At 66.8% G+C, this 26,430-nt stretch carries 20 protein-coding genes; 9 read left to right on the forward strand and 11 right to left on the reverse strand.

Annotated features, from left to right (window positions below; genetic code table 11):
• Positions 1-35: 35 nt before the first annotated feature.
• Positions 36-683, reverse strand: coding sequence for an exopolysaccharide biosynthesis protein (locus E3C22_RS01215; protein WP_134759443.1), 648 nt, complete (start codon positions 681-683; stop codon positions 36-38).
• 389 nt (positions 684-1,072) lie between these two features.
• Complete coding sequence (locus E3C22_RS01220; RefSeq protein ID WP_134759445.1) at positions 1,073-2,221, reverse strand: patatin-like phospholipase family protein; 1,149 nt, start codon at positions 2,219-2,221, stop codon at positions 1,073-1,075.
• A gap of 184 nt (positions 2,222-2,405) precedes the next feature.
• Here E3C22_RS01220 and E3C22_RS24360 point away from each other — a divergent pair, with 184 nt between their 5' ends.
• Both E3C22_RS24360 and E3C22_RS01225 read left to right on the forward strand, forming a co-directional pair.
• Positions 2,406-2,552 (forward strand): entericidin domain-containing protein, encoded by a 147-nt coding sequence (locus E3C22_RS24360; RefSeq protein ID WP_167591571.1) that lies wholly within the window; start codon positions 2,406-2,408, stop codon positions 2,550-2,552.
• Between the two features lie 135 nt (positions 2,553-2,687).
• The gene (locus tag E3C22_RS01225) at positions 2,688-4,268 is read left to right on the forward strand and encodes an adenylate/guanylate cyclase domain-containing protein (RefSeq protein ID WP_134759447.1); all 1,581 of its coding nucleotides are present in this window, start codon (positions 2,688-2,690) and stop codon (positions 4,266-4,268) included.
• Positions 4,269-4,311: 43 nt separating this feature from the next.
• Here the strand turns inward: E3C22_RS01225 and E3C22_RS01230 are convergent, their stop codons facing one another.
• Positions 4,312-6,291, reverse strand: coding sequence for a glycosyltransferase family 2 protein (locus E3C22_RS01230; protein ID WP_134759449.1), 1,980 nt, complete (start codon positions 6,289-6,291; stop codon positions 4,312-4,314).
• A gap of 145 nt (positions 6,292-6,436) precedes the next feature.
• Here E3C22_RS01230 and E3C22_RS01235 point away from each other — a divergent pair, with 145 nt between their 5' ends.
• A complete protein-coding gene (locus E3C22_RS01235; protein WP_134759451.1) occupies positions 6,437-7,285 on the forward strand; it encodes a transporter substrate-binding domain-containing protein in 849 nt (282 codons plus the stop codon).
• Between the two features lie 49 nt (positions 7,286-7,334).
• On the opposite strand, the gene E3C22_RS01240 is transcribed toward E3C22_RS01235, so the two are convergent.
• Positions 7,335-7,745, reverse strand: a complete 411-nt coding sequence (locus E3C22_RS01240; protein WP_134759453.1) for a tellurite resistance TerB family protein — start codon at positions 7,743-7,745, stop codon at positions 7,335-7,337.
• A 210-nt stretch (positions 7,746-7,955) separates the two neighbouring features.
• Between E3C22_RS01240 and E3C22_RS01245 the strand changes: the two genes are divergently transcribed.
• A complete protein-coding gene (locus E3C22_RS01245; RefSeq protein ID WP_134759455.1) occupies positions 7,956-9,611 on the forward strand; it encodes a lysine--tRNA ligase in 1,656 nt (551 codons plus the stop codon).
• A 40-nt stretch (positions 9,612-9,651) separates the two neighbouring features.
• On the opposite strand, the gene E3C22_RS01250 is transcribed toward E3C22_RS01245, so the two are convergent.
• Together E3C22_RS01250 and E3C22_RS01255 are read right to left on the reverse strand one after the other, a co-directional pair.
• A complete protein-coding gene (locus tag E3C22_RS01250) occupies positions 9,652-10,374 on the reverse strand; it encodes a thermonuclease family protein (protein WP_134759457.1) in 723 nt (240 codons plus the stop codon).
• Positions 10,371-11,024 (reverse strand): S24 family peptidase, encoded by a 654-nt coding sequence (locus E3C22_RS01255; protein WP_134759459.1) that lies wholly within the window; start codon positions 11,022-11,024, stop codon positions 10,371-10,373. Before E3C22_RS01255 ends, E3C22_RS01250 begins: the two co-directional genes overlap by 4 nt.
• A gap of 334 nt (positions 11,025-11,358) precedes the next feature.
• On the opposite strand from E3C22_RS01255, the gene E3C22_RS01260 reads away from it, so the two are divergent.
• Both E3C22_RS01260 and E3C22_RS01265 read left to right on the forward strand, forming a co-directional pair.
• On the forward strand, positions 11,359-12,333 hold the full coding sequence (locus E3C22_RS01260) for a YihY/virulence factor BrkB family protein (protein WP_134760861.1): 975 nt from the start codon (positions 11,359-11,361) through the stop codon (positions 12,331-12,333).
• 79 nt (positions 12,334-12,412) lie between these two features.
• Positions 12,413-13,792 carry an L-serine ammonia-lyase gene (locus E3C22_RS01265; protein ID WP_134759461.1) on the forward strand — a complete coding sequence of 460 codons (1,380 nt, stop codon included), beginning with the start codon at positions 12,413-12,415 and terminating at the stop codon, positions 13,790-13,792.
• A gap of 134 nt (positions 13,793-13,926) precedes the next feature.
• Here E3C22_RS01265 and E3C22_RS01270 read toward each other — a convergent pair whose 3' ends face one another.
• Complete coding sequence (locus E3C22_RS01270; RefSeq protein WP_245514703.1) at positions 13,927-14,649, reverse strand: LysR family transcriptional regulator; 723 nt, start codon at positions 14,647-14,649, stop codon at positions 13,927-13,929.
• A gap of 95 nt (positions 14,650-14,744) precedes the next feature.
• Here E3C22_RS01270 and E3C22_RS01275 point away from each other — a divergent pair, with 95 nt between their 5' ends.
• Positions 14,745-15,149 carry a tautomerase family protein gene (locus tag E3C22_RS01275; protein WP_134759463.1) on the forward strand — a complete coding sequence of 135 codons (405 nt, stop codon included), beginning with the start codon at positions 14,745-14,747 and terminating at the stop codon, positions 15,147-15,149.
• 7 nt (positions 15,150-15,156) lie between these two features.
• Here the strand turns inward: E3C22_RS01275 and E3C22_RS01280 are convergent, their stop codons facing one another.
• Together E3C22_RS01280 and E3C22_RS01285 are read right to left on the reverse strand one after the other, a co-directional pair.
• Positions 15,157-16,446, reverse strand: a complete 1,290-nt coding sequence (locus E3C22_RS01280) for an SH3 domain-containing protein (RefSeq protein ID WP_167591588.1) — start codon at positions 16,444-16,446, stop codon at positions 15,157-15,159.
• A 287-nt stretch (positions 16,447-16,733) separates the two neighbouring features.
• Positions 16,734-18,941 carry a 3-hydroxyacyl-CoA dehydrogenase NAD-binding domain-containing protein gene (locus E3C22_RS01285; protein ID WP_134759467.1) on the reverse strand — a complete coding sequence of 736 codons (2,208 nt, stop codon included), beginning with the start codon at positions 18,939-18,941 and terminating at the stop codon, positions 16,734-16,736.
• A 152-nt stretch (positions 18,942-19,093) separates the two neighbouring features.
• Between E3C22_RS01285 and E3C22_RS01290 the strand changes: the two genes are divergently transcribed.
• On the forward strand, positions 19,094-19,882 hold the full coding sequence (locus E3C22_RS01290; protein WP_134759469.1) for an EAL domain-containing protein: 789 nt from the start codon (positions 19,094-19,096) through the stop codon (positions 19,880-19,882).
• A 33-nt stretch (positions 19,883-19,915) separates the two neighbouring features.
• Here the strand turns inward: E3C22_RS01290 and E3C22_RS01295 are convergent, their stop codons facing one another.
• Both E3C22_RS01295 and E3C22_RS01300 read right to left on the reverse strand, forming a co-directional pair.
• Entirely contained in the window at positions 19,916-21,124 is a 1,209-nt protein-coding gene (locus tag E3C22_RS01295; protein WP_134759471.1) for an acetyl-CoA C-acetyltransferase, read from the reverse strand.
• Positions 21,125-21,736: 612 nt separating this feature from the next.
• Positions 21,737-22,213: a MerR family transcriptional regulator gene (locus tag E3C22_RS01300; RefSeq protein WP_134759473.1), complete on the reverse strand. Its 477-nt coding sequence runs from the start codon at positions 22,211-22,213 to the stop codon at positions 21,737-21,739.
• A 301-nt stretch (positions 22,214-22,514) separates the two neighbouring features.
• Between E3C22_RS01300 and E3C22_RS01305 the strand changes: the two genes are divergently transcribed.
• Positions 22,515-26,366, forward strand: coding sequence for a peptidoglycan-binding protein (locus tag E3C22_RS01305; RefSeq protein ID WP_134759475.1), 3,852 nt, complete (start codon positions 22,515-22,517; stop codon positions 26,364-26,366).
• Positions 26,367-26,430 lie beyond the last annotated feature (64 nt).

Raw genomic sequence — 26,430 nt, forward strand, 5'->3', positions numbered from 1 at the left:
ACACGAATAATTTTGCGCTGCCGCAGCCGGTCTCTTCAGAACAGCTGCAGCAGCGCGAAAGCCGCCGCGCCGTAGAAGCCGCCGAGGACGATCAGGCCGATCAGCCCGGTGATCAGCGCCGCCCCGAGCCAGAGGCCGTCCCGCGTGCTGATCGCGACCCCGACGAGGGCGACGGAGATACCCGGGATGAGGTTGGTCAGTGGGAAGGGGATGGCCACGATCGTCGCCATGATGAAGCAGTACCAGCCGAGGATCGGAAGCAGCAGCCGCTCCGGTTCGATCCAGTAGCGATGGCGCGCCAGCCGCTCGATGCGTCGCAGCATCGGGCCGATCTTCTCCATCACCTGGGCGATCCGATCGGGACTGAGCTTCATCCGCCGCACGAAATTCGGCAGCCAGAGGCGATGCCGGCCGATCGCCAGCTGGAAGGTGAAGAACATCAGCGGCAGGCCGAAGAAGAACGATGCCGGCGGCGGCAGCGGCACGAGGTTCAGCCCACCGAACAGGATGAAGAACGCACCGAAGGCACGGGTGTCGAAAGCCTGGGACAGTTCGCCGATCGTCGGCTCGTCGCGGCGATGGTGGCTGAAGGTGCGCAGGATCGCAGAAATGCGCTTCTGCCGCCTGCCGCCTTGCCGGCGAAGGGCGCGGCGCAAACTGGAGAAGCCACCAGGAGGGGACACGGACGAAACTCTGTGGTGTGACACGACGGTTTGACCAAGGTCGCAGAAGCGGGCTCACCGCCCGTCAGACGCCGCCACGGATCGGGCGGGACGGCGCCGGGCTGACGGCATCGGGCTCACTATGCCCTTTCCCCGCTTAAGTCGAGGTTTCAATGCAGGAGAGGGGTGATCTGTTGCCGAAACAGTCGCGATGTTGCGCAGCTGTCGCCGGTCGGCCGGCCTTCCGCTACGGTCCGGCGGATCTGATCTGCCATGTAACTCACCATCGAGACTGGGCGCCGCATCGAACGTGGCATTGAGATTTTCACCATGGACTTCCCTAAGGGTCCGTTGGTTCCGGCACCCGCCAAGACGGCCGCAGACCGGGACCGAAGACCGGTTTCGGACTGTCAGTCCTTGGTGAGGTCGAGTATCTCGACGGAATGCGGCGGCATCTTCCGATGCACGAAGCGACTGTCGACGAGCGTCGCCTCGGCGTCGGCAAAGCCGTCCCTCCAGCGCTCCTCGACCGAATGGCGGGAGAACTCGTAGTCCTTGGACTCGCTGCTCGCCGCCCGCCGCCGGTTGATCAGATGGATGATGGTGACCGAGGCGTCGCAGGATGCGCCGATCAGCGTCGCGGCGTCGGGATCGCTCGCAAGTTCCGGCGGCAGCTTGCCGAGCAGGCGGTGCAGAGCCCGCTTCAGCTTGCGCTCCTCCTTCATCATGTCGGTGTTGAGCCGGGTACGGCTGGAGAAGCGGATGTCCTTTTCGCGCTCGGCGATGTCGAAGATCGTCTGGGGCAGCGGGCCTCTGGCGCTGAACAGGTCCACCTGGAAGATGCACATGTCGTGGTGATGGTCGCGCTCCAGCAGATATTGCAGCGGCGTGTTGGAGACGAGACCGCCGTCCCAGTACCAGGCGCCGTCGATCTCGATCGGCGGAAAGCCCGGCGGCAGTGCGCCGCTGGCCATGACGTGTTCCGGGCCGATCCGGGTGTCTTCGGTGTCGAAATAGCGGAAGTTGCCGGTCTCGACGTTCACCGCGCCGAGGCTGACGCGCATCTCGCCGCGGTTGAGGCGGTCGAAATCGACCAGTCGTTCGAGCGTCGCCTTCAGCGGCGCGGTATCGTAATAGCCGACATCGCCGGGCGAGCCGTCGCGCAGCAGATAGGTCGGCGGAAAGCGCGGCTTGAAGAAGCCGGGAATTCCGTACAGCGCCGAGGACGCGGCGCTCGCCTCGTTGAAGGCCGAGCGCAGGAACACCCCCGGCAGCGGTGGGCCGAAGGTGATCGTCGAGGAGACTTCGTCCCAGAACGCCCTGAGTGCCCGGCTGCGTTCGCCTGGAGCATTGCCGGCGACGAGGGCGGCATTGATCGCGCCGATCGAGATGCCGGCGACCCAGTCCGGCCGCGCGCCGCGCTTCTCCATCGCTTCGAAGGCTCCGCCCTGATAGGAGCCGAGCGCCCCGCCGCCCTGGAAGACGAGGACAAGCATCTCGTCGTTCTTGGTCAGGGCAACGTCATTGGAGATGGATGTCTGTTTTCCGGACGTCTTCATCGGACCTCATCCCATCGCGGTCGGGCGGGACTCTGGCGTGGCCGGCAAGGGCCGCAGCGCCTCCTCTTTCTCGCAGTGCAGCATGGCATGATCGAGGCAGGATCGGCGGCCCGGCTCGGTCGCGCGGGAACCTTTTCGACGGCGAAGCCGTTTGGCGTTTGTTCCATGTACAGGAGTATCGGCCGTGAACAGGCGCCACACCATCATCATCACCCTCCTTGCCGGCGCTATGATGCTCTCGGCCTGTGCCAACACCGTCCGCGGCGTCGGCCGCGATGTCGGCAATACGGTCGATGCGACGGGCGCCGCGGTCAACGACGTCGCGCGCTAAGGCCGACGACCTCACCGAATCCAGCGAGCCGGCGATCAGCCGGCTTTGTTGTGCCCGCATTCGTACGCAGGCGAGTGACCGGTTCGAAGACATAGTATAAGCTCCGCCTCGGTTCGGTGTCGGATCGAGGCAGAGATGACCGCGTTGTTCAATGCGCTAATGGCGCGGCCAATCTTCTTCGTTGCGACCGTCGTCGCAGCCTTGGCGCTGCTTCCCGTCGCCGTGTGGCTGGACCTGCGCCACCTCTCCGATACGGCGCTCGGTGATCAGGCCCGCAGCCTCGATCTGATGATCAGCGACATCCGCAATTATTACGCCAAGAACATCGTTTCCCGGGTCAATGCAGCGGGGGGCAAGGCTGTCCCGGTGCACAATTACGAGGATGTCGACGGCGGCATCCCGATCCCGGCGACGCTGTCGCTCGAACTCGGCGAGGTGATCGGCGGGCGCGGCGAGAACATGAAGTATCGCTTCGTCTCGGACTTTCCGTTCAAGTCGCGCAAGCCCCACGACCTCGACGAATTCGAGCGGTCGGCGCTGAAGACCTTTCGGGCGGCGGGGGCAGAGAAGCCGGTGATCGTGCGGACCGCCGGTTCCATCTTCAATCGGAACGTCCGCCTTGCGGCGCCCGTATTGATGGGCGAGAGCTGCGTCGGCTGCCACAACACCCATCCGGAAAGCCCCAAGCGCGACTGGGCGGTCGGCGACGTCCGCGGAATCCAGGAGGTGGAGATCGCCCAGCCGATCGCCGACAACATCTTCTCCTTCAAATATCTCCTGACCTATTTCGCCGGAGCCGGCCTGTTCGGTGTGGCCTTCGCCTCGATGCAGTGGCGGCAGGCACGGGTGTTCCGCCGAATGAACACCGATCTCGAGGAAGCCAATTCCTTCCTCGCCGCAGTCTCGATGAAGATCTCGAAATATCTCTCGCCGCAGGTCTATCGCAGCATCTTCTCGGGCGAGCGGGATGTCGTCATTTCCACCGAGCGCAAGAAGCTGACGGTGTTCTTCTCCGACATCAAGGATTTCACCGTCACCTCCGAGCGGCTGCAGCCGGAGGAGCTGACCCAGCTCCTCAACGAGTATTTCACCGAAATGTCGAAGATCGCCCAGGAACACGGCGCCACCGTCGACAAGTTCATCGGCGACGCGATCCTCGCCTTCTTCGGCGATCCCGAGACCAAGGGGCCCAAGGAGGATGCCCAGGCCTGCGTGCGCATGGCTGTCGCCATGCAGCGGCGCATGGCGGAGCTCAACGACACCTGGCGCCAGCGCGGCATCGAAAAGCCCTTCCAGACCCGGATGGGCATCAATACCGGGTACTGCAATGTCGGCAATTTCGGCAGCGAAGACCGGATGGACTATACGATCATCGGGGCCGAGGCGAACCTTGCGGCGCGGCTGGAATCGATCGCCGAGCCCGGCGGGATCGTTCTCAGCTACGAGACCTATGCCCTCGTCTCCGACATCGTCCGCGCCCGGCCGCTGGAGGCGATCTCGCTGAAGGGGATCAGCCGCCAGGTGGTGCCCTATGTCGTCGAGGCCGTGCCGGACGAGAGGGCCGAGGAAAATGGCGACGTCATCAACGAATTCACCGAAGGCGCCCGCATCTTCCTCGATATGGGGCAGGTCAGCGAGCGCGAACGGGCGCGGCTCGCCGCGGTCTTGAAGCAGGCGATGGAGCGGCTGCAGGCGGCCGGCCAACCGGGCCGCTGACCATGCCCGAAGACTAGGCTGGAAGCCGTTCCGCGGCTCCGCGTCAGCCTGTCAGCGTCGGCCAGATCTGATGGCGCGGCTCTCCCGCATTCATCCGCGATTCCAGCCCGTGCGGCGTCTTCTCCCATTTGTGCGGAGCAGTCAGCAGCTGCCACAGGGCGCGCAGCGATGCCCATGCGAGCAGCGCCCAGTAGGCCGGCAGGAGGACATACCAGCGGCGGAGGCCTCTTGCCGTTCCGGGCTCGAGGCCTCGCGCCGACAGCGCGATGAACAGGCCATAGGCCGCGACAACGTTGAAGACGTCGACGATGACGAAGGGGCTGAGTTCGTCGAGCTCGGAGAGGCCGACCGCGACGGGGACGAGCTGGATGACGACCAGCAGAAGAAACAGCGGGTGCGCGAAGGCCGAGACCACCATGCCGAAGAACACCAGCTGGAACGCCACCATCGCCCTAGGGCCGAGCTGGCGAAAAAGCAGCAGCGGCTGGCGCATGTGCAGGAGATAGGTGACGAACCAGCCCTTCATCCAGCGTGTGCGCTGGTTGCGCCAGACTTTCCAGCGCACCGGGGCCTGTTCGTATGTCGGCCGGGTGATCGTTTCGGCGCGGTAGCCGGCACGATGCAGGCGGATGCCGAGATCGGCGTCCTCGGTGACATTGTGGGAGTCCCAGCCGCCGATCTCGACGAGGCGTTCGCGGACGAAATGATTGGATGTTCCTCCGAGCGACAGCGGAAAGCCCTGGCTGGCGAGCCAGGGCAACATCCGGCAAAACAGCGCGGCATATTCGAGGGCGAAGAGGCCCGACAGCCAGTGCGTCTCGCCGTTCGTCACGACCAGCGGCGCCTGCAGGCAGGCAAGATCCGGCCGACCGGTGCGGAACCGCAGATAGGCCTCGCGGAGCTGGCCGGGATCCGGCACGTCCTCTGCGTCATAGAGTACCAGGAACTCGCCATAGGCGAGGGGCAGGGCATGGTTGAGCGCCTTCGGCTTGGTCCGCGGCTCGCCGGGAGGCACCAGCACCGTCGAGACATGGGCAAGACCCGTGGTCGCCTGGCGGACCGCGGCGATCGTGTTGCCGTCGTCTGCCTCGCAGACGATCTTGATGTCGAGCCGCGTCTTCGGCCAGTCGAGCCGCTCCAGTGCCGCCACGAGCTGCGGCACTATCGTCGTTTCATCGTGGAGCGCGACGAGGACGCTGTAGACCGGCACGCCCTGCCAGCCGGTTTCAAGCACGCCCGGTGCCGGAAGGTCGGCGACAGGGGGCGGACGGTCGGCGGCGAGGGCGGCAGGCAGGCGGATGGCGAGGCAGGCGGCGAAGAACAGCGTCGCGCCGCCGTGCCCAGTCGCGAGCGCGAAGCCCGGCAGGTAGTAGAGAAACAGGCAGACGGCGACGGCCGTTCCAAGACCGAGCGCCGCCTGCAGCGGCTCGATCGCCAGCCTTGCGGACAGCCGCGGTAGGTCGGCGGAAAGGCTCAGTCTCGCGGCGGCGTAACGCTGCGCCATCGTCTCCCGCTCGATGGCGCGGGCGATCTGCGAATGCGCCGTGACGCGCAGATATGCGCGCATGTCCGGTCGGCGGTCGAGATAGCGGGCGAAGCGGTCGATGCTCTCGATGGCCGGGCAGACGAAGAACTTCCCATCGACGCGATGGGGATAGATCTCCAGCGTTCGCGGTGGAGGGCGGCCGAGAAACGCCGCGGCGCCGCGCAAGGCGGCATCGTCGCGGATCGGCTCGAATAGCAGTCGCAGTTCGCGGGCGTAGCACTCCCCGTAGCGCCGCTCGGTGACGCGACCCGCGACGATCAGCTCGGACGCCACGTCGCTGCCGTTCCGGCGGGCGGCGCGAAAGGCTTCGAGTGCGTCGGCATGGTCGATGCCCATGGCATTCAGGAGCGCCAGCTGGCGCGGGCTGAACGGGCTTTGCGGTGGCGTTGGCCGGGGCGTGTCGCCCGCTTCCGGCTGGGCGTCGACCTGCGTCGGCGCCGCAGCCGCGGAACCGCGCTTGCCCGCCGCTTGGGGCATCGGGTAGGAATGCGCCTCGCACGCGTCTGCGAGTTCGACGTCCGCTCGCAAGGCCCGCTCCGTGACCGAGGGTGTTTCGACCTTTCACAATTTGAAAGTGATCGTGTTCAAGTTGAACTATTCGGTAAACTAACCATTAGGGGAAATGTTCTTGCGCTGGTTGATTCTCCTTGCCTTTGCAGGACTTTGCGCGGCGGCTCCGGCGATGGCCGAGGAAGCCGGCACGGTGGCGACCCCGAATTTCGTCGACCAGCACCAGCGCATCGCCAAGCCGGACCTTTCGGGTCGCCAGCGCATCCGCTTTCTGACCTCGACGGACTATCCGCCCTTCAACTTCCTCGATGCGCGGGGCCGGCTCACCGGCTTCAACGTCGATCTCGCCAAGGCGATCTGCGAGGAACTCGGCGTTCTGGCGCGGTGCCAGATCGAGGCGTTGCCATTTGGCGATCTCGTTCCCGCGCTCAATCGCGGAGACGGCGAGGCGGTCGTCGCCGGCCTTGCCATGACCGCGACGACCCGGCGCGAATTTGCTTTCAGCCAGCCCTATTTTCGCTATCCGGCGCGCTTTGTTTCGCGCAAGGACCGGACGATCGCCGAGCCGGTCGCCGATCATCTCACCGACAAGGTGGTCGGGGTGACGGACGGCAGCGCCCATGCCGCCATGCTCCGGGCGTTCTTTCCCGACGTGACGGTGCAGACCTTTCCCGACCGGCTGGAAGGGCTTGCGGCGATGCGGCAGGGCAAGGTCGACGCCTATTTCGGCGACGGCGTCAGCCTGTCCTTCTGGCTGGAAAGCGACGCCGCGGCCAAATGCTGTGCTTTCGCAGGCGGACCGTTCCTGTCGGACCGCTTTCTCGGCGAGGGGCTTTCGGTCGCCGTCGCGCCGGGCGACACGGAACTTGCCGACGCCGTCGACTATGCCGTGGCGCAGCTCGTCGCCAAGGGCCGGATGACGGAACTGATGCTGCGCTACTTTCCGATCAGCGCCTTCTGAGAGGGCCTCAAGGCAGGAAAAGCTGCAGGTCGGAGCGGCTCGCCCTCGCTCAGGCGCGGCGGTAGCGCACCCTTGCCGAATGCTCGATCGCGCCGGCGGTCAGCCGGTCGAGCTCGAAGGCGTCGCGCAGCATTTCGAGAAGCCGCAGCTCAGGCTGCGATGCCTCGACATCCGCCGAGACGACTTCGACGGCCAGCGCATAGGCGGTCTCGTAGAGGTTGTTCGGCACCGAGGCGTGGACGTTCTCGATGATCCGGTCGATGCCGTCATCCTCGTCGAGCAGCTTGCCGCAATCATGCGCGATCTCGGTGAGGCGGCTTTCGTCGAAGCCTTCGAAGACGGGGAGGGTGCGAAGGAGCACGGTGAATTCGCGCTGCTCGATGCCGCTGATCTGGCCGTCCGCCGCTGCGACGGCGATCATCAGGTGAATGAGGGCTTCCTGCGGATTCAGTCCGGCCATTGTCTTGCTGTTCTCCCAGTCTCGACAGAGCGATGAACCTAGGGACCGGAGTGTGGCCCCACAAGGTGCGGGGCCTTGCCGCGACGATTTCGCCCGCGGGCGGTGGGCTTTGTTGACGCGCCGCCGGCTTCTTTCTAGACCGTTCGCTGATCTGCCGCGACGTCTTGCCAGGGCCGTGGCCCTCGACCCCCATGACTGTCTGGAAACCGGATGCCGACGCTCGAGAACGATGCTGCACCCTTGCGCGAAGAGGCGCTCGCCTCCAATGCCTGGCCGTTCGAGGAGGCTCGCAAGCTCCTGAAGCGTTTCGAGGCGCCGGGCATGCCTGCCGAGGTGCTGTTCGAGACCGGCTACGGACCCTCCGGCCTGCCGCATATCGGCACCTTCGGCGAGGTGGCGCGAACCTCGATGGTGCGTCATGCCTTTCGCGTCCTGACCGACGACGCGGTTCCGACACGGCTCCTCTGCTTTTCCGACGATATGGACGGCCTGCGCAAGGTACCGGACAACGTGCCGAACCGCGAGATGATGGCGACCCATCTCGGCAAGCCGCTGTCGCGCATCCCGGATCCGTTCTCCAACGAGCACCCGTCCTTCGCCGCGGCGAACAATGCGCGGCTGAGGCACTTTCTCGACGGCTTCCGCTTCGACTACGAGTTCGCCTCGGCGACCGACTACTACACCGCCGGCCGCTTCGACGCGACGCTCCTGAAGATGCTCGCCGCCTATGACGAGGTGATGGAGATCATCCTGCCGACGCTCGGGCCGGACCGGCGGGCAACCTATTCGCCCTTCCTGCCGATCCATCCGAAGACCGGCATCGTCCTGCAGGTTCCGATGGTCGAGCGCGATCCGGCCGCCGGCACCATCGCCTATCTCGATCCAGAGACCGGCGAGCGGATCGAGACCAGCGTCACCGGCGGCAGGGTGAAGTGCCAGTGGAAGGCCGACTGGGCGATGCGCTGGACGGCGCTCGGCGTCGACTACGAGATGGCCGGCAAGGACCTGATCGACAGCGTGACCCTTTCCTCGAAGATCTGCCGGGCGCTGGGGGCAAAGCCGCCGGAGGGCTTCAACTACGAGCTCTTCCTCGACGAAAACGGCCAGAAGATCTCGAAGTCCAAGGGCAACGGCCTGACCATCGACGACTGGCTGGCCTATGCCTCGCCGGAGAGCCTGTCGCTCTACATGTTCCAGAAGCCGAAGACGGCAAAGAAGCTCTATTTCGACGTCATTCCCAAGGCGGTAGACGACTATTACGCCTTCCTGTCGGCCTATCGGCGCCAGGAGATGCGCCAGCAGCTGCAGAACCCGGTCTGGCACATCCATGACGGCATGCCGCCGGAACAGGGCATCGCTGTGCCCTTCGCCATGCTGCTCAACCTCGTCTCGGCGTCCAATGCGTCGAATAAGGAAACCCTCTGGGGCTTCATTAGCCGCTATGCGCCGGGCGTCACTGCGACGACCGATCCGGAGCTCGACCGGCTGGTCGGCTACGCGCTGCGCTACTACGATGATTTCGTCAAGCCCGCCAAGCGTTTCCGCGCGCCGGATGAGGTGGAACGCGAAGCGCTTGCCGCTCTCGACGCCAAGCTCGCCGAGCTTCCCGAAGATGCCGATGGCGAGGCGATCCAGAACGCCATGCTCGACGTCGCCCGGCCGATCGAGCGCTATCAGGATTTGAAGAAGAAGGGGCCGGAAGGCGGGCCGGGGGTCTCGGTCGAGTGGTTCCAGGCGCTCTACCAGATCCTTCTCGGCCAGGAGAAGGGACCGCGCTTCGGCTCCTTCGTGGCGCTTTACGGGATCGGCGAGACCCGCGCACTGATCCGTCTTGCGCTGGAGGGAAAGCTCGCCGACGCCGCCTGAGGCGCCAGTTCGGGCGTGCCGCGGCGTCGCCTGCCGCGGCCTATCGCCAGAGGCCGCGCTTTGCTTCTTTTGCCGCCGCTTCGGCCTTCTCGTAGGGGCCGCCGGGCGCCGCCTTCGCCCAGCCATTCTCGACCACCCAGCGGCCGATATCCTCGTCCGCGACGGTGCAGGCGCTGGTCGCCTCGCCGCGTTTCAGGCCGAAATCCTGAGGCACGTCGCAGGCGATCGAGCGGCCACGCAGGAAGCGCCGAAGCTCGGTGCGCGCCATCACTCCGCAGGGAAAGTTGCCCTCGTCGGGGCCGCAGCGCTCCGCCAGCGGCAGTGCCTCGACCCCCGGCAGCGTGATGACGCCCTGGCGGTAGGCGATCCTGGCGCCGTCGAGCGCGACGGGCCGGGGCAGAAGGCGCGGCTTCGGCGTGTCGGGCCGGAGCTTTGCCTCAGACAGCGGCGGGCGGGGCGGCAGGCGCTCGAGCGGCGCGGACGGCCCGCTTGAGCCCGGCAGGTCCTCGCCATCGATGCTTCGCACCGCCATCTGGTCTTCGGACGTCTCGCTCAGGGCAGCGTCTTCCGGCCGGGCGGTCGTCCGGGCCGGCTTTTCGCTTCCGGTGGCGGCGGTGGTGGTCACCGGCGGCTGCGGCGCCGGGTCGAAGACGGTGTGGCGGCCGTCCTTTGCCGGCGCCAGCCACAGCACCATCCAGAAGACGAGGACCAGCGCCACGGCGACCACGATGGTGCGCCGGACATCCTCGATCGCCAGTCTCACTGGCTTGCCCAGAGGATCCGCGCCATCCACTCGACCTCGTCGACCGTGAACTGCCGGTCGGGATAGTCCGGATTGACCGAGGCGAGTTCGATCGTCCTGGCGGTCCGGCGCTGCAGGATCTTCGCCATCACCTCGCCGTCGCGGGTGCGCACCACCACCCGGTCGCCGCGGCGCACCGAGGCGCCCGGCGCGACGATGATGACGTCGCCGTCGCGGTAGAGCGGCAGCATGGAATTGCCGGCGACCTCGAGGGCATAGGCCGTCTCGTTGGTCTGGGCGGGAAGCTGGATCTCGTCCCAGCCCTGGCCGACCGGATAGCCGGCATCGTCGAAGAAGCCGCCGGTGCCGGCCTGGGCGAAGCCGAGCAGCGGCACGGTGACGGCGGAGCGACGGGCGAGCACACCGGCGTCGAGCGCGCCCTTGCCGGCCATCAGCGTGGTGAAGTCCTCGATCGTCGCGCCCGTCGCCTGGATCACCTTGGCGATCGATTCCGTCGAGGGCCAGCGCGGCCGCCCGTCGCCGGCGCTGCGCTTCGACCGGTTGAAGGTTGTCGGGTCGAGGCCCGCCCGACGCGCCAGACCGGAGGCCGAGAGATTGTGGCGCGCGGCGAGCGCGTCGATCGCGGCCCAGATTCGGTCGTGCGAGAACATGGCGGAGTTCCGTCGGCGGGCAGTCAAGGAAAATATACCTCACGCCTTTCTTAAAAGCGCGCGGGGCGATTGTCCATAGGGGATGGTCAAGATGCAAGGCAGCGCTGCGCTGCGACCATCCCGCACGGGAACGAAGACGCCACCTGTGACATTGTGGCAATCATGGGGCGCGATGCTGTCTGGCCGCGGGCCGGTCCTGCACGTTGGCCTGGAACGGTTTCGAAATGGCTTTTGAGCTTTTGTTGCGGCGCGTGGCGCGACCGGTCGCAGGGTTTGGCGGTGGAGACGAGACGAGGTGAGTGAGACGCGGTTCGCCGCCCAGACCAGCGAGGAGATGCGCCACCGGGCCGGCGAGCCAGGCCGTGGCCGGGACGCCTCCCATCCGACTTCAATCCCATGGAAGGGTTGGAAGGACATCGGGGCGAGGCTCTATGTGTCCTTCTTCGAAGACCGGGTGATGCTGATCGCGGCCGGCGCTACCTTCTATCTTCTCCTGGCGCTGTTTCCGGCCTTTGCCGTCTTCGTCTCCTTCTACGGCTTCGTCAGCGATCCCAAATCGATCAGCGAGCATATCGCCTTCATCGGCCAGTTCCTGCCGCAGGCGGGGACGCAGCTTCTGGAAGCGCAGCTCGACAATCTCACCTCGCAGAACTCGACGTCGCTTTCCCTCGGCTTCTTTACCGGCCTGTTGTTTGCCATGTGGAGCGCCAACAACGGCATCAAGACGCTGTTCGAGGCGATGAACGTCGCCTATGGCGAGAACGAGAAGCGCAGCTTCTTCCGTCTCAATCTCGTCGCCTTCGGCTTCACGCTGGGGGCGATCTTCATCGGTATCGTGCTGATCACCGCAGTCGGCGTCGTGCCGGCGCTGATGGCGATCTTCGGGCTGAAAGGCTTTTCCGAAAAGGTCATCGCGGCGCTGCGCTGGCCGGTGGTCTACGTGCTGATCGTCTCGGCCATCGCGGTCATCTATCGCTACGGGCCGAGCCGGAAGCGGGCGCGCTGGCGCTGGGTCACCTTCGGCGCGGTGCTGACGGCGAGCGTCTGGCTCGTCGCCTCGATCGGCTTCTCCTGGTACCTGCAGAATTTCGCCAACTACAACGCCATGTATGGCTCGCTCGGCGCCGTCGTCGGCTTCATGATGTGGGTGTGGATATCCTCGCTGATCTTCATCGTCGGCGCCGAGATCAACGCCGAGATGGAGCACCAGACCGCCGTCGACACCACCGACCCGCCGCCGAAACCCATCGGGCGGCGCGGCGCGCGGGTCGCCGACACGGTCGGGCGGAGGATTGGCCGGGGCGCTTGACGCCGCCGCAGCTTCGGGTTCCCCTTGGCGAAGGTGCGGGCGGCAAGCCGGCGCGATGCGGAAGTGGGAGCGGTTCGCCATGTCGATCAGCCTGTTCGATCTCTTCAAGATCGGCATCGGCCCGTCCTCTTCCCACACGGTCGGCCCGATGTGGGCGGCGCGCCGCTTTCTCGACCGGCTGGAATCGCGCGGGCTGAAGGACCGCGTGGCGGGCGCCGCCGCCGAACTCTACGGGTCGCTGGCGCTGACCGGCATCGGTCACGGCACCGACAAGGCCGTGATGCTGGGGCTGCAGGGCATGCGGCCGGACCAGCTCGATCCCGACGCGGCAGAACGCGACTATGCGACGATCCGCGAAAGCGGCGAATTGCGATTCGACGGCGGGCGGGCCATGCCGTTCCGCGACGGCGAGGAACTCGTCTTCCGCAAGCGCGAGCGCCTGCCGCACCATCCGAACGGCCTGCGCTTCATCGTCTTCGATGAGAGCGGGGCGGAGATCGACCGTGCCGACTACTATTCGGTCGGCGGCGGCTTCGTCCTGTCGGCCGAGGAGGCGAGCGATGAGACTCCCGTCCTAAGAAACGCCGTGGCGCCTTACGAATTTGCCGATGCCGCAGAGCTTCTCGTCCATTGTGACGGGGAGAGACTGTCGATCGCCGACCTCGTCCTCGCCAATGAGGAGACCTGGCGCAGCCGCGCCGAAGTCAGGGCCGGCATCCTGTCGATCCGCGACGCGATGGTCGCCTCGATCGAGCGCGGCTGCCGCATGGAGGGCTGCCTTCCCGGCGGGCTGAAGGTGAAGCGGCGGGCAAAGCTGCTCTATCAGGACCTGATCCACCGCCCCGAGCGGGCGCTGCGCGATCCGCTGACGACCCTCGATTGGGTCAATCTCTATGCGCTTGCCGTCAACGAGGAGAACGCCGCGGGCGGCCGCGTCGTCACCGCACCAACCAATGGCGCGGCCGGCGTCATCCCCGCCGTGCTCGCCTATTACGAGCGGTTCATCCCCGGCGCCGACGACGAAGGGTCGATCCGCTTCCTCGCGACGACCGCGGCGATCGGCGCTCTCTACAAGCAGAACGCCTCGATCTCGGCGGCCGAGATGGGGTGCCAGGGGGAGGTGGGCGTCGCCTGTTCGATGGCAGCGGGAGGGCTCGCCGCCGTCCTCGGCGGAACGCCGCGGCAGGTCGAGAACGCCGCCGAGATCGCCATGGAGCACAATCTCGGCCTCACCTGCGATCCGATCGGCGGCCTCGTCCAGATCCCTTGCATCGAGCGCAACACCATGGGCGCGGTGAAGGCGATCAACGCCGCAAGACTGGCCCTCAAGGGCGACGGGACGCATTTCGTCTCGCTCGACCAGGTGATCGAGACGATGCGCCAGACCGGCGAGGACATGAGCGAGAAATACAAGGAAACCGCGCTCGGCGGCCTCGCCGCCAATGTCACCCTGTGCTGAGGCATCCGCGCGACGGCGCCCAAACTGCGGGCTGCAGCATCGACCCGAAAATCGGAATCGATTTTCGGAAAGCACGATGCGGTGAATCGAACCGATAGCGCGTCCTTTGTGCGTCCTATTGGACGCACGGCGCGCTATTTCAGGGCTTCCCGGACGCTTGCGGCGAGCGCCCGTCCTGCCGCGGCCTGAGCCGGCATCGACGTTCGCGCCAGAAGCACGATCTTCGAGGACGGAAGATCCGGCAACCCATGGGCGCTGTTCGCCGTGGCAAGGCCGCCGCCGACCAGCCGGCCGAGCGGCGCGATGCCGAGACCGGCGCGGACCGCGGCGACGAGAGCGAGGCAGCTTCCGCCGACAAAGGCGTCCCGCCACGCCAGGCCGGCGTGATCGAGGGCTCTTGAGGCAACGGCACGCACCCCGCAGGGCGGCGGCAGGCTGACGATCGGGACCGGACCGCTCGGCATCGTCCAGCCCTCCGGAACGCGCCAGGCGAGCGGGTCCTCGCCGAGGATCTCGCCATCGCCGGCATTCGCCTCGCGGCGGATGATCGCCAGATCGACCGTACCGCTTTCGTAGAGGCTCCTGACCTCGGCCGACTGCCCCAATCGCACGGTGATCGGGGTGCGGGCGGGGACAGCGCCTTGCAGGCGGCGCAACACGCCGTCGAAAGCGGTGCCGAGAGCATGGTCGCTGATGCCGAGCGCCAGCGTCGGCGGCTCGTGATCGTCCCATTTCAGCGCCTTGATCCGTTGGCTGACGACGGGCTGCACGGTCCCGGCGGCCTCGGCTGCACGGGTGAGATTGCCGTAGTCGGCGGCCATGACGAACAGGCGGACGGATTCGGGATCGAGCATCATATGAAATCGCTATCGCAGATATCGATTATCATAGGATTGCACGATGATTACGAAAATTCACATTCGGTGTCTCAGCCTCATGAAGGAGAACCGAAATGCCGATGATCACCATTCGCTTCGTCACCCCGCGGCCGCGACCCGAGCTGAAGCCGGAGATTGCCGCGCTGGCGGCTAGGCTCAGCGCCGAGATCCTCGGCAAGGATCCCGGCGTGACCGCCGTTCTGGTCGAGGCGGCCGATCCCGACAGCTGGTTCATCGCCGGGCGAAGGCCGACGGAGGCGGGGCTTTCGGCCTTCTGGCTCGACATCAAGATCACCGCCGGAACGAACACCAAGGCGGAGACGGCGGCCTTCGTCGATGCCGCTTATGCACGGATGGAGGAGTTGCTCGGGCCGCTGCACGAGGAATGCTACGTCCATGTCCATGCGGCCGACGGTGACGCCTATGGCTATGGCGGCCGGACGCAGAACGCCCGCTGGGCGGCCGCGCATCCCGGCTGACGGATCGCTACCCCTCGGATCCGCGGTCGATGAACTTCTCATAGACGTAGCCCTTGGCGCCGCTCGCCGTCTCGATCTCGCACCAGCCCTTGCAGGACAGCACGGTCACGGCGTCGCCTTTGGCCAGGATGGCGACGATCTTGCCGTTATTGGTCGGCTCCGAGCGCATGTTGACCGACGCAGTGGCGCGGGCTTTCGAACCCGTCGGGGCGGCGCTGGCCTCCGCCATCGCGCCGGCATCGGCACGGCTGGCGTCGGGGGCCTCGCCTTCGGCTGGCTGGTCCGCCTCGGCCTGGTTCGGCGCGGGCGCAGCGGTTCCGGGAGTCGCAGTGTCGGCAATGAGGATCGAGGGCGAGACGGCGACGACGCCGCCGGCCTGGCTGGCCGCTTCAGCCGGAGCGGAGGGGCCGGCTTCCGCAGCCATACCAGAAGCAGGATCACCCGCGGTGACAACTGCGACGTCTCCCAGCGGAGCGGGAGATGGGATGCCTCCGGTCGTTACCGGATCGGGTTCGGCATTGCCCGCCATCGGCACGGGCTCCGAGGGCAGGCGAAGGGCGAGCGCCGCGGCGACGGGATCGATGGAGGCCGCGCCGTCGGTGTCCGGCGCAGCGGCGTTCTCACCTGCGGTGGCGGCGCTTGCCGAAGCTTCGGCCGGCGCGGTCTTTCGCAGCGCCGCGCTTTCCTTGAGCTCGCCATCGGGGGTGACGACGCCTGCAGCGGCCGCCTGCCGAGGCGTCTCCCGCCCCCTATCGCTTTCCGCTGCTATCGCCCGGCCCGACTTGGCCGGCGCCTCTTCGCGTTCCAGCGCCTCGAACATCGACGGCTTGGCGCCGGTATCCGCAACGGCTTTTTCGCCGGCCTTTTCCGCAAGATCGTCGACCCTGCGGGCCTTCACGTCCTGCGGCACGGCGGTCCGGGCTTCCGGTACATTGTTGGCCGCGAGCGGCAGGGGCGCCTCGCCGGGCAGCGGCGCGTAGGAGGAGAGCGCCAGCGGCACCAGAATGACGGCTGAAAGCGAAGCGGCGAGGCAGAAGGCGATGATCGGCCGGTCGCGCAATCCGCGGATAGCCCGGGTGCCGGGCCCGATACCGGGCAGCGGCCTGCCCGGACGGGAAGAGCCGGGCCCACGCTGCAGCAGCCTCTGGCGCAGGCGGTTCATCAGCCGGCGATCCGCCTCGGCGGCGTCGTAGGCCTTGCGGCGATCGATCAGCCGGTTGCGGATGGCTTCCTCGCTCGGCCGGCCGACGCCGCGATCCCCGGTCACGGCGCCTGAATGACGATCCCCCGTCCTCATTGCTTCCTCATCTCTCGCCGGAATCCCTGCGGTGGCGGCCGCACCGATCGGCACGCGCCGGCAATGCCGCACGCATCCCACCGATCGGCGCCCTGCCTGATCGCGCGCGCCCGTCCCCACGGTTCTGCGATCGGGCGAGCCGGCTTCTGCCCCTTCGTTAAAACTTGAGCTGTTAAACATGGCAAAGGTCTGGCGTCATCCCCGTTTCATGACAGGGCGACGTCAGACCTTCGATATGCGAGGGGCGGCGCGCCTCGTCCGCGCGCTGCCGATTTGCGGTTGCCGGGTCAGGCAGCCCTGGCGGAATCGCCGGCCGGGTCGAACCTCTGGTAGAAGGTTTCACCCTTTCCGGCCATGTCTCGCAGCAGCGGCGTCGGCGAAAATCGCTCGCCGAACCTTGCCTCGAGCTTTTCGCAGAGTGCCACGAAGGCCTTCACGCCCATGCCGTCGATATAGCTGATCGTCCCGCCGGTATAGGGCGCGAAACCGAAACCGAAGATCGAGCCGATGTCGGCCTCCCGCGGATCGACGACGACGCCTTCTTCCATGGTGCGCGCAGCTTCCAACGCCATGGTGACGAGGAAGCGCTGCTTGAGCTCTTCGAAGTCGGTGCTCGCCGGGTCCTTCTGCTCGAACATGTCCTTCAGGCCCGGCCAGAGCTTCTTCTTCGCCGGCTTTTCCGGATAGTCGTAGAAGCCCTTGCCGGACTTGCGGCCGAGCCGGCCGTCGGCCACCATCTTGGAGACCAGCTCGTAGTGGCGGGGGTCGACGGCGGCCTCGCCCATGTCGCGCATGGTCGCCTTCATGATCTTCTGGGACAGGTCGATCGCCGTCTCGTCGTTGAGGGCGAGGGGGCCGACAGGCATGCCGGCGAACTTCGCGGCATTCTCGATCATTGCCGGCGGAATGCCCTCGACCAGCATGTCGTAGGCCTCGTTCATGTAGCGAAGCACGCAGCGATTGGCGAAGAAGCCGCGCGAGTCGTTGACGACGATCGGCGTCTTCTTGATCGCCCGCACGAAGTCCAGCGCCACCGCCAGGGCCTTGTCGCCGGTCTTCTCGCCGAGGATCACCTCGGTGAGCTGCATCCTGTCGACCGGCGAGAAGAAGTGGATGCCGATGAAGCGCTCAGGATCGGGGAAGGCTTCGGCGAGGCTGGTGATCGGGATGGTCGAGGTATTCGAGGCGTAGATCGCGTCCGCCGAAAGGACCTCGGCCACCTTCTTGGTGACCTCCGACTTGACGTCGCGATCCTCGAACACCGCCTCGATGACCAGTCCGGCATCGCCGAGCAGCGAATAGTCGGTCGTCGCGGTAATCCGCCCGAGCAGGGCCTCGCCCTTCGCCTGGCTCATCCGCCCCTTCGACACCGCCGCCTCGACCAGTTTCGCCGAATGCGCCTTGCCCTTGTCGGCGGCCGCCTGCTCCTGGTCGATCAGTACCACCTCGAGCCCGCCCATGGCGGCGACATAGCCGATGCCGGCGCCCATGAAGCCGGAGCCGACGATGCCGACCTTCTTCAACTGCGTCGGCGGCACGTCCTGCGGGCGGCGTGCGCCCTTCGCCAGAGCCTGCGCCGAGACGAAGAGCGAGCGGATCATCATCCGCGCCTCGGTGGTGCGCAGCACCTCGGTGAAATAGCGCTGCTCGACCTTCAGCGCCGTGTCCATCGGCAGCAGCAGGCCCTCATAGACGCATTTCACGATCGCTTTTGCCGAAGGATAGTTGTCGTTCGTCTCCTTGCGGTAGAGCGAGGCGACGGCGGGCCAGACCTTGGCGCCGGCCGGCGAATAGACCGGGCCGGAGGGCAGCTTGAAGCGCTCCTCGTCCCAAGGCTTCACCGGCAAGACGCCCTTCTTCAGCATCTCCCTCGCGGCGGCAACGACATCGCCGTCGTCGACGACGGTGTCGACGAGGCCCATCTTCGCCGCGTCGTCGGCCGAAAGGGTCGAACCCTTCATCAGCATCTGCAGGGCGCCCTGCGTCTCCATCATCCGCGGCACGCGCTGTGTGCCACCGGCGCCGGGCAGGATGCCGACCTTCACCTCGGGCAGGCCCATCTTCGCCGAGCGGGCGGCGACGCGGCCGTGGCTCGCCAGCGCCAGCTCGAAGCCACCGCCCATGCAGGTGCCGTTGATCGCCGCGACGAAGGGCTTGCCGCAGGTCTCGAGCTTGCGCCAGAGCCACGACATCCGGCCGGCCCGCTCGAACAGCATGGCGATCGCCGCCTCGCGGTTCTTATCGACCTCGGCATGGAACCGCTCGAACATCGCGCTGATGGTCTTCAGATCGGCGCCGCCGGTGAACGAGCCGGCCTTGCCGGAGGTGACGACGACGCCCTTGATCGCCTCGTCGGCCACCACCTCGTCGATGATCCTGTCGATCTCGCTCATCGCTTCGTCGGTGAAGACATTCATCGAGCGCCCGGGCATGTCCCAGGTGACGAGGGCGATGCCGTCCGCGTCGGTTTCGACGGTGAAGTTCTCATAGCTCATGGCTGGCTCCCATCCCGGACTTCGCTTGTCCGGCTACCGATTTTCGTTTCGTATGAATGTCTTACTGCACGCGGCAGTGCATTCCGTTGAGACAGTTTCAATCTTTGCGGTGCATCGTCATCCTGGCGAACGGATGAACAGGAGACGACGACATGTCCGCGCCCGCATGTCCTGGCTGCCAGGCCTCCCGACCTCTCGACTTCACCTTCTCCATGGCCTTCCAGCCGATCGTCGACAGCCGTGCTGGCCGCGTATGGGGCTATGAGGCCCTCGTGCGGGGCGAAGCGGGCGAGGGCGCCTTCCAGGTTCTCAGCCGGGTCTCGGATGAGCAGAAATACCGCTTCGACCAGGCCTGCCGGGTGAAGGCGATCGAGCTCGCCGCCCAGTTGTTCCCCCGCCCGGACCTGCATCTGTCGATCAATTTCCTGCCGAACGCCGTCTACGAGCCCTCGGCCTGCCTGCGTGCCACCCTTGCCGCGGCCCGCAAGTACAGCTTTCCGCTCGAGTCGATCATGTTCGAATTCACCGAATCCGAACAGATGACCGATATCGCCCATCTCCAGCGCATCATCGAAGAGTACCGGCGGATGGGCTTCATCACCGCGCTCGACGATTTCGGCGCCGGCTTTGCCGGGCTCGGTCTGCTCGCCGAGTTCCAGCCGGACCTCATCAAGATCGACATGAAGCTGGTGCGCGACGTCGACCGCTCGCATCCCCGCCAGGCGATCCTGTCGGCGATCCTCTACGTTGCCCGCGAACTCGGCATCACGGTGCTGGCCGAAGGCATCGAGACCGAGGCCGAGTTCGGCGCGCTGAAGGCGGCCGGCGTCAGCCTGTTCCAGGGCTACTACTTCGCCAGGCCGGCCTTCGAGGCGCTGCCGCCGGTGACGGTCGGCTGCGACGTCGCGGCTCCCCGCGACACCGTGACAGCCATCGCCTGAAATCTCCAGTCTGATAGCCGGCATGGCGAGGCCTCAGACGCGCTCGATGATGGTCGCCGTGCCCATGCCGGCGCCGATGCAGAGGGTCACCAGCGCCGTCTGCTTGTCCTGACGCTCGAGTTCGTCGAGGACGGTGCCGAGGATCATCGCGCCGGTGGCGCCGAGCGGATGGCCCATGGCGATGGCGCCGCCATTGACGTTCAGGACCTCGTGGTCGATGTCGAAGGCCTGCATGTAGCGCAGGACAACCGCGGCGAAGGCCTCGTTGAGCTCGAAGAGGTCGATGTCCTTCAGCGACATGCCCGACCGCTCGAGCAGCTTGTTCGTCACGTCCACCGGGCCGGTCAGCATCAGTGCCGGATCGGAGCCGATATTCGCAAACGCCTTGATGCGCGCCCGCGGCTTGATCCCGAGGGTTTCGCCGCCGGCCTTCGAGCCGACGAGCACGCCCGCCGCACCGTCGACGATGCCGGAGGAGTTGCCGGCATGGTGGACATGCTCGACCGTCTCGATCTCCGGATGCGCCTGGATGCCGACGGCGTCATAGCCGCCCATTTCGCCGATCTGGGCGAAGGAAGCCTTCAGGCTGCCGAGCGACTGCATGTCCGTCGACGGACGCATGTGCTCGTCCTTGTCGAGGATCGTCATGTCGTTCTGGTCCTTTATCGCGATGACGGACTTCGCGAACCGTCCCTCGGACCAGGCCTTGCCGGCGCGCCTCTGGCTCTCGACCGCATAGGCGTCGACGTCGTCGCGGGAAAAGCCGTATTTGGTGGCGATCAGATCGGCCGAGACGCCCTGCGGCATGAAATAGGCCGGGATGCCCACCGACGGGTCCATCACCCAGGCGCCGCCCGACATCCCCATGCCGACGCGGGACATCGATTCGACGCCGCCGGCGATGACGAGATCGTCGGCTCCCTGCGCCACCTTGGCCGCGGCAAGGTTCACCGCGTCGAGGCCCGAAGCGCAAAAGCGAGAGATCTGCATGCCGGGGGCGGCGAAGTCGTAGCCGGCCTCGAAGGCCGAGGCTTTCGGGATGACGCTGCCGGCCTCGCCGACCGGATCGACGCAGCCGAAGATGATGTCGTCGACCTTCGCCGTGTCGATGCCGTTGCGGTCCCTCAGCGCCTCGAGCACCTTGGCGCCGAGACGGACCGCCGGCACCTCGTGCAGCGCGCCGTCCTTCTTGCCGCGACCCCGCGGGGTGCGGACGTGATCGTAGATGTAAGCCTCAGTCACGAGCGTGCCTCCTCTCCCTTTCGGCGATCCCGAAACCGCGACCGGAGACGTCGGCGGCGGGACCAACCTTTGCCCGTTATATGAATTACATTGACGTAAACGTCAATTTCTTCGTCTCCATGCTGTCGCCATGGACAGCCTTCGGCGGGCCGGGTGTTTTCCCGGGGCGACTGGCGCGGCGGTGCGGGCGCGTCCCGCCGGATAGGCCATGCTTTTCACGACGACATAGCGTGCGGAGGCGGATGGCAATGCGGGTGTGGCAATGCCGACGAGTGGCCGGTGGCCGTGGGCATCTGCGACCCGGGGGCCATCGGTGGAGGAGGCCGCGCAAGGAAACCGCGAAGATGGCGGCCGGCAAGGGGCGATGAGCCCGTCAGAGACTGCCCGTGCGCTATCTATCAGCCGGTCGCCGATCAGCCGGCCCCGCCGATATTTTCTCGCACACGTCTTCGTGTGGAGGGATCTTGGTGTGGGGAAGGGCGAAGCCAAGCTCGCAGGATATCGCCGCCGAGCCGGGAAGCCGGCGGCGATGATCGTCGAAGCGCGTCGCTCCGCAGATCGGTCTCAGAGGCGCCGGCCGCCGGCAAGCCAGCGGCGCGCATGGCGCAGGCGCTACTGCGCGACCGGTTCGCTCAGCCGCGAGCGGACATAGTCGATGGTCTTGTCCATGGCGACGATCGATTCCTCGATCTCGCGCTTCTGCTCGAGCAGGATATGCCGCTGTTCTTCGAAACGCTCAAGCGACACTTCGAGCTGCTTCTGCTTGCCGTTCGGCTGATGGTAGAGCTCGATGAGTTGCTTGGCCTCAGTGAGCGAAAACCCAAGCATCTTTGCAAGCAGGATCAGCCGGAGCCGCGTCCGGTCCCGGCGGCTGTAGAGGCGGGTAGTGCCCCGGCGTGCCGGCGACAGGAGCCCGCGATCCTCGTAGAACCGCAGGGTTCTGAGCGTCACGCCGAATTCCTGGGAGAGATCGCCGATCCGGAAAGTCTCCTTCTCGACATGGGGATCGCCGCTGAGCCCCAGGAGGAAGTCGATATCGACTTCGACGTCGTCATCTTGCAGCCGTGCGGCCGCCGATTGGTTTGCCATTACAAAATTCCACTTTTGCCCCGAGACTCAGGTCAGCTTGCCGGAAGGCGAGCCCCGAGTCCCTACCTAGAGGAATATCGATCCAATTGCGGCTCTTCAAAGACAAATTTGTAACAAGGGGTAAATCCGGCTCCAGCTTCAAGCCGGCTTCCCGTTCTAATCCCTAACGAGCCGTAAGTGGGACAGGCAGTGTCCTCACGGAGGAAAGATGGTGCGGGACGGAGCGGTTCCAAGTCGAATCGTCGCGCGATCCAGGGCGTGGGGCGGACCCACAGGCCGTGCGAACCGGGAAGAGCTTTAGATGGCCGATCTTAGAGGGATGGAAGCGGGCAGGCGGCGGTCGGCGGAGGAGTCGACATCGCTGGAATCGCTGAACCGGACTCTCGAACAGCTCGAAGCCAGGCTGTCGCGCCTGACCGCCAGCCATGCGCGCGCTGCCGCCGATCTCAGACATGCCGAGCGCACCGCGCCTCCTGAGGAAGTGCAGGCCGAGCCCGAACTCGTGCAGCGCCGCGTTGCGGCCGCAGGCGGGCGGGCCTCGCCGCGCGCCGAACTTTCCCATGCCGTTTCAGAAATCGTCATGCGCCAGCGGGCGCTCAACCGGCCGCAGCCGGCGCGGCCTGTCCAGGCCGAGGAGCGTGACGCAGAAGACCGCCGCCGCCCGGCCGCCGCGCCGATGCGCGACAGCGCGCTGCCGCTCGCCGATGCCGAGGCGCTCGCCCGCAGCTCCGCGCGGCAGAACCCGCCGGCCGGCCCGAGCATCACCGAGCAGCTCGAACGGCTGCGCGAGGAACTGCGCGCCGACATGGCGAAGAGCTTCCAGCCGCGCTTCGACGACATGCGCGAGGCGGTGGACGACCTCAGGCGGATGATCTCCGAGCATGCCAGCAGCGACAGGATCGACGCCGAGATCGCCCGGGTGAACGAGGGTCTGGCGCGCATGGCGACCAACGGCGCCGACGCCGCCGGTGTCGAGGGGCTGCGCTCCGAGCTCGATTCGATCCGCTCGCTGGTCAAGGAGCTTGCCCGCGAGGAGAGCCTCAAGGTCGCCGACCAGAAATGGGACGACATCCGCGCGACGATCACCAGCCAGGAGGTCGCCAACACCTCCGAGCGTCGCGACATCAAGGACGAGCTGGAGCGGCTGCGCCAGTCGCTCGGCAGCCTCGCCAGCGAGGAGCATGTCAGGGCGGTCGAACGGCGCTGGGACGAATTCGAGAGCCGCTATCTCGACGGGGCCGCCAGGGAGGAGAGTCCCGATCTCGGCGAGATCCTGCGTTCGGAGATGGCGAGCCTTCGCGAAAAGCTCGAGACGCTGGCCTCGGAGCAGTCGGTCAAGGCCGTCGAGGAGCGCTGGGGCTCGCTCGAGGAGCGGTTTGCTTCGCGGGCGATCGAAGAGAATATGGAAGCCCTCGCTTCGCGGATGGAGCAGCTCGAACAGACGCTGACGAGGCTGCCGGACAGCCTTGCCCTCGAGCCGATCGAGGCGCGTCTGCGGGCGCTTTCGGACGGGCTCGAGGCCCTCGCCGGAAGCCGCGACGACGATGACGACGCGCATTTCCAGGCGCTCGACGAGCGCCTCGACGAGATCTCCCGGGCGATCGTCGCCGCCGCCAGCAAGGCGCCGCCCGTCGACATGTCGCCGGTCGAGCGTGTCGAGGCGCGGCTGCAGTCGCTGTCGAACCGCGTCGACAGTCTCGGCGAGGCCGATGTCGATGCGATGTCGACCCGCATCGCGGAGCTGGCCGACCGCATCGAGAGCCTCTCAAGCGGCCCGGCCATCGCGTCGCTGACCGAGCGGATCGAGGCCTTTTCCACCCAGCTCGACACGCTTGTCGGCATGCCCGGTGCCGTATCGCCGGACGTCAGCGCGATCGAGGAGAGGCTCGCCGCATTGAGCGAGCGCCTCGAGGCGATCGCCGCGCCGAGCCTCGACCCGGAGATCGTCGCGGCGCTGGAAGCCCAGATCGGTCGCCTGTCGGAACGCATCGCCGAGGTCGGCAGCGTCTCCGCTCTCAACGACCCCGAACTCGACGAGCGTCTGGCGACGATCGAATTTCGCATCGAGGAGAACCGCGAGTCGATCCTCGAATCGGCCGAGGCTGCCGCCGAGTCGGCCGTCCGCCGGATGATCGAGACCGGCGCCGGCGGCCAGAACGCTTATGTCGAGCAGCTTGCCGGCGACCTCAAGGCGCTGCAGGAAATGTCGCGGGCCAGCGGCGAGCAGAGCCAGAGCTTCTACGAGGCGATGCATGCGACGCTGCTGAAGCTCGTCGACCGCATCGACCGGATCGACACCGAGCTGACGAGCACCGGCGCTCCTGGCGCGCCTGTTGCGGAGGCGCTCCCGGCTGCCGCCGCGGAAGAGGCGCCGCGCGGCCTGCGCGGGATGCTGAAGCGCCGCGGTTTGAAGCGCGTTGAAATGGCGGCGCCGGCGAGCGACGATCACTGGCAGGAGCCGGAGTTCGAAGATCACGGCGCCGACCAGGGCCTGGTCCATGCCGAGGCTCCCGAGGAAGATGCGACCGTCTTCGAAGACGACACCGCCGACCTTGCTTCCGAGGAGGCCAACCGGCCGCTCGCGGTCGGCTCCGGCCAGCCGGACATCGTCTCGCTGATCGAGCGGGTTCGCGCCCAGCAGGCCGGCCGCGCCGAGGAAGACCACGGCGGCAAGGCGGACTTCATCGCCGCCGCCCGCCGGGCAGCGCTTGCCGCCGCCGCCGAAGCCGACGCGATGCGCAGCTCGCGCGATTCCGATGCGGACGAGGTCTCCGGCGAAGGTCTCGCCGGTACGCTGCAGCGGCGTCGCAAGCCGATCCTGCTCGCCGTCAGCGCCGTCCTTCTGGCGCTCCTCGCCTTGCCGCTCGGCCAGATGGCCTCGACGATGCTCTCAAAGCCCTCGCCGAGCGAGCCGACCATCACCGCCGAGGCGCCTGCCGAACAGACGGCGCCGGTCGATGCGAGCCCTGCAACTGGAGAAACCGAGCGGTCTTCGCCCGACATCGCCGACAGCACGGACGCGCCAATGCCGGCCGCCGGGAGCGGTGGCCCCGAGACATCGGGCGCGCCGGCTCCGTCGCAGCCGCCGCTGGCGGCAGCGCCGAACACGGCCGACGGCGCACCGAAGGTCGGCTTCTCCTTGAGCGACGGTCCGGCCGACAACGGCTTTTCGGCTTCCACGCCTGGCCTGAACGCCGCGCCCGCGGCGACCCCAGCGGCCATGCCTGATGCCGGCGCCGATGCGCCCGCCGCACCCGCCGAAGCGCAGTCGATCGCCTCGGCCGATCTTCCGACCATTCCGGAGGGCCTCGCCTCGGCGCCGCTGACCAAGGCGGCGCAGGCGGGCGATCCGAAGGCGCTGTTCGAGATCGGCCTCAGGCTGATGGAGGGCCGCGTCGGCGAGCCCGATCCGACCCTCGCTGCGAAGTGGTTCCAGCTTTCCGCCGATCGCGGCTTCGCCCCGGCGGAGTACAGCCTCGGCACGCTCTACGAGAAGGGCAACGGCGTCGATCGCGATCTCGCCCGCGCCCGCGACGCCTATCTCGCCGCCGCCAATGGCGGCAATGTGCGGGCGATGCACAATCTCGCCGTCCTCTACGCCACCGGCATCGACGGCAAGTCCGAGCCGGTGCAGGCGGCGAAGTGGTTCGAGAAGGCGGCGAGCTACGGCATGCCGGACAGCGAGTACAATCTCGGCATCCTCTATGCCCGCGGCGCCGGTGTCGATCAGGATCTTGTCAAGTCCTTCAAGTGGTTCTCGATCGTCGCGGCGGCGGGCGACAAGGACGCCGCCGCCAAGCGCGACGAGATCAAGAAGGCGCTGACGCCGGCCCAGCTGAAGACCGCCGAGGCGGCGGTCGAGAGCTTCCAGCCGCAGCCCCGCGACGAGGCGGCGAACACCGTCGACATCCCGAAGGACTGGTCCGGCCCGTCGCAGACCACCGAGACCTCGTCCATCGACATGACCCGGGCGATCCGCAACATCCAGGCGATCCTGATCAAGCTCGGCTACGAGCCCGGCGCCCCGGACGGCGTCATCGGGACGAAGACGACCGATGCGATCAAGGCCTTCCAGAAGGACTCCGGCCTCGAGGCGACGGGCAAGGTCGACGAGACGCTGATCCGCAAGCTGCTCGAGCGCAAGGACGGCTGACACGCCGGGCTTAAAGTCCCGCGGCGACGGCGTTTCGGGATTTGACAGCAGAGTGCCTTCGGGC

This window comes from Jiella endophytica (genome assembly GCF_004519335.1).
GTDB lineage: Bacteria > Pseudomonadota > Alphaproteobacteria > Rhizobiales > Rhizobiaceae > Jiella > Jiella endophytica.